The organism is Pseudomonas fuscovaginae SE-1, from assembly GCF_000364705.1.
Classification (GTDB): Bacteria; Pseudomonadota; Gammaproteobacteria; order Pseudomonadales; family Pseudomonadaceae; genus Aquipseudomonas; species Aquipseudomonas fuscovaginae_A.
Genome location: NZ_AQOH01000162.1, coordinates 1 through 3,944 on the forward strand (window position 1 = coordinate 1; position 3,944 = coordinate 3,944).

General features: G+C 68.3%; 2 protein-coding genes. Both read left to right on the forward strand.

The features are described from left to right. Positions 1-3,211 (forward strand): non-ribosomal peptide synthetase (locus K675_RS30855; protein WP_017904521.1); only part of this gene is annotated, 3,211 nt, incomplete at its 5' end. A gap of 2 nt (positions 3,212-3,213) precedes the next feature. Then, the coding region (locus K675_RS0116065; RefSeq protein ID WP_026145238.1) for a condensation domain-containing protein at positions 3,214-3,944 on the forward strand (731 nt) is incomplete at its 3' end.

Below are 3,944 nucleotides of genomic sequence, written 5' to 3' on the forward strand. Positions count from 1 at the left end.
CCTGGCTGAACTGGCGGCCAGTCTGGCCACTGCCGAGGGCGCGGACCAGAGCATCCTGCGACCATTCGGCGAGGCGCCGGCGCCGCTGCACTTCACCCAGCAGCGACTGTGGTTCCTCGACCGCTTGCAGGGCAACACCCGGGCCTACCACCTGTCGCTGGCCATGCACCTGCACGGTACCCTGAAAGCCGATGTACTGGAACGCGCCCTGGCACAACTGGTGGAGCGCCAGCACAGCCTGCGTAGCGTGTTCAGCGAGACGCAAGCCGGCGCACAGCAGCAGGTCGTGCAGTGGCACGGCCCGCTGCTCAGCGTCGAACCCTTGCAGCAGGATGTGCATTCGCCGGCCTTCGCCCGCACCTTGAGCGAGCAAGCGCAGCGTGCCTTCGACCTGGGCGCGACGCCGCTGTGGCGGGTGCGGCTGTATCAGGGCGAAGGGCAGAGCGTGCTGCAGGCCACCTTGCACCACATCATTGCCGACGCCCGCTCGCTGGAGATCTTCTTCGATGAGCTGCAACATCTTTACCAGGCCGAGCTGAGCGCAACCCAGGCGGCGCTGGCGCCTTTGCCGCTGCAGTTCAGCGATGTCGCCGCCAGTTGGCAGACCCCTGCCGGGCAGGCACGCATCGAAGCGCAGCTGGACTACTGGCGCCAGGCCCTGGCTGGCGAACCGCCGGTGCTGGATCTGCCCACCGATCTGCCACGTCCTGCCGAGCAGGGCTACCACGGGCGGCGCCTGCGTTTCGAGCTGCCCGTCGAGTTGGTCGAACGCCTGCGTAGCACCGCGCAGCGCCATGGCCTGACCGCCTTCGCGCCCCTGCTGGCAGCCTGGAAAGTGCTGCTGGCCAGGCATTCCGGGCAGCGCGAGCTGTGGATCGGCCTGCCGGTGGCGCAGCGTCAGCAGGCGCACACCGACAACCTCATCGGCTATTTCGCCAGCACCCAGGTGCTGCGTAGCCAGATCGACCCCTTGCAATCGGTGGCATCGTTCTGGCAGGCGTTGCAAGCCACCCACCTGGCCGCGCAGCAGCACGGTGACGTGCCCTTCGAGCGGTTGGTGGAGGCTTTGCAGGTACGCCGCGACCTCAGCCATACGCCGCTGTTCCAGGCGCTGTTCAACCTGATCCAGCGCGATGACGTGGCGGCGGTCGGCCAGGGTTTTGCCGGCCTGCCGGCGCAGCGCCTGGATGTCGAGAGCGACAGCGCCCTGGTGGACATCGGCCTGCATATCGAGCAGCACGGCAGCGCCTGGCACTGCGTACTGGAGTACAACACCGAGCTGTTCGTCGCCAGCACCCTGCAACGCTACGCCGACGAGTATCGCCACCTGCTCGACGGCATGCTGGCGCGGCCCGAGGCGCGACTGTGGGATATCGACCTGGCGAATGCCGATCATGCCCTGACACGTCGCCCGTGGAACCTGCCGGCGCAGGCGCTGAGCGAGACGCAGGATCTGCTCGCGCGCTTCGAGCACCAGGCCCTGCGCACCCCGGATGCGCTGGCCGTGGATTGCCAGGAGCAGCGCTACAGCTATGCCCAGCTCAATGCCCTGAGCAACCGCCTGGCACACTGGCTGCGCGCCCAGGGTGTCGGCTGCGACGATCTGGTCGCGCTGTGCCTGACCCGTGGCCCCTGGCTGCTGCCCAGCATCCTGGCGGTCCACAAGGCGGGCGCGGCTTACTTGCCGCTGGACCCGCAGCAACCGGGCGAGCGGCTGCGCTTCATCATCGAGCATGCGCGGCCGCGGCTGGTGCTCAGCGAGCAGGCCTGCGCCGACGTGCTCGGCAGCGTCGACAGTCTGGCCGTCGACCACCTGCCGCTGGACGAACAGCCGGCGCACGACCTGGCATTACCGGTGGCGCCGCTGCAGCGGGCCTACGTGATCTACACCTCGGGCTCCACCGGCACGCCGAAGGGCGTACAGGTGACCCGTGGCAACCTCAGCAACCTGCTGGCCGGCCTCGACCGTCAGTTGCCGCTGACGGCCGAGGACGTCTGGCTGGCCAGCACCACCTACGCCTTCGATATGTGCAAGCCGGAGCTGTTCCTGCCGCTGCTCAACGGCGCGTCCATCCTCCTGGCGCGTCGCGAGCAGGTGGTCGATGGCCACCGCCTGTTCGATCTGCTGCGCCGTGCCACGGTGTTCCAGGCCACCCCGGCCGGCTGGCAGATCCTGCTGGAAACCGGGCGTGACGACTGGCCGGCCCTGCGCGGCCTGATCGGCGGCGAAGCGGTGCCGGCCGAACTGGTGAGTGTGCTGCAGGCCAAGGGGGTGAGGCTGATCAACGCTTACGGCCCGACCGAAACCACCGTCTGGTCGACCACCCAGGCGCTGCGCGAAGTGCCGGCCGGCGTCGCCGATATCGGCATGCCGCTGCTCAACACCCGTTGCTACGTGCTCGACGAATGCCTGCGACCAGTGCCGCTGGGCAGCACCGGCGAACTGTATATCGCCGGCAGCGGGGTGACCCGTGGTTACCAGCGGGCGCCAGCGATCACCGCAGCGGCGTACCTGCCCGATCCGTTCGCCAGCGAGTCTGGCAGCCGCATGTACCGCACTGGCGACCTGGTGCGCCGACGCAGCAATGGGCGCCTGGCCTACGTCGGCCGCGCCGATTTCCAGGTCAAGGTGCGTGGTTTCCGCATCGAGCCGGGAGAAGTCGAATCGCTGCTGCGCCGTTACCCCGGCGTGGAAGAGGCGGTGGTCATGCTCGATACCCGCAGCCACAGCCTGTTCGCCTGGCTGCAGGCCGCGAGCCCGGTCGACGAGGTGGCGCTGCGCCGTCATCTGGAAAGCCTGCTGCCGGCTTACATGGTGCCGGCCGGCTTCATTCAGGTGCAGCGTTTCGCCCTCAATGCCAACGGCAAGATCGACCGCAAGGCCCTCCCGGCCCCGCAAGCGCAGGCCGAGCAAGGCGTGGCGCCGCGTACGGCGCTTGAGCGCGAACTGGCCGACCTGTGGCGGGAGTTGCTCGATCTGCCGCAGGTTGGCGTGCTCACCAGCTTCTTCGAGCTCGGTGGTCATTCGCTGCTGGCGATGCGCCTGATGACCCAGGTGGAGAGCCGCTTCGGCGTCAAGGTCGAGCTGCGTAGCCTGTTCCATAACCCGACCATTGCCGGCCTGGCCGAACAGATCGAAAACCCGCAGCGGCCTTCGACCGACCAGGCACTGGATGAGATGCAGCGTTTGCTGTCAGAGATGGAAGACTGAAGATGAATGCGACCAACCCACAGGCCTTTGTCGAGATCGCCCAACGCCTGGCCTCACTGCCGGCGGACAAGAAGCAACTGTTCCGCCAGCGCCTGGCCGAGAAGGGCATCGATAGCTGGCGCCTGCCCATCGTCCCGGCCGTTGGCGGGGAGGGGACAGCGGTGCCGCTGGCCCATGCGCAACTGCGTTTTCTCTCGGCCGATGCCCTGAGCAGCCGTGCGCTGTACAACCTCTGCTCGGTGCTGCGCTTCGATGGCCGTCTGGATCTGACGTGCCTGCAGCAGGCCATGCAGCAACTGGTGCAGCGGCACACGATCCTGCGCACTCGCTACGTGGCCGATGCCGGAGGCCGCTTGCAGGCACACTGCGAGCCCTGGACGGCGGGCCTGCCGGCGGTCGAGCCGCTACCCCGCGAGGCGCTTGCCGACCCGCAGCAATGGTGCGCCGACGAGTACGCCCGGCAACTGGCCGAGCCCTTCGACCTGAGCCTCGAGGTGCCCTGGCGCTGGCGCGCTTTCAGCGATGCCGAGCAGGGCAGCACCTGGCTGTTCTTCACCATCCACCACGTCGCCTACGACGCCTGGTCGGCCCAGCAACTGACCCGCGAGCTGGCCGAGGGCTACCGTGCCCTGAGCCTGGGCGTGCCAGCCCAGTTGCCGCCGCTCGGCATCCAGTACGCCGACTATGCCGCCTGGGAGCACGAGTGGCTGGCCAGCGACGCCTGCCGCCAACA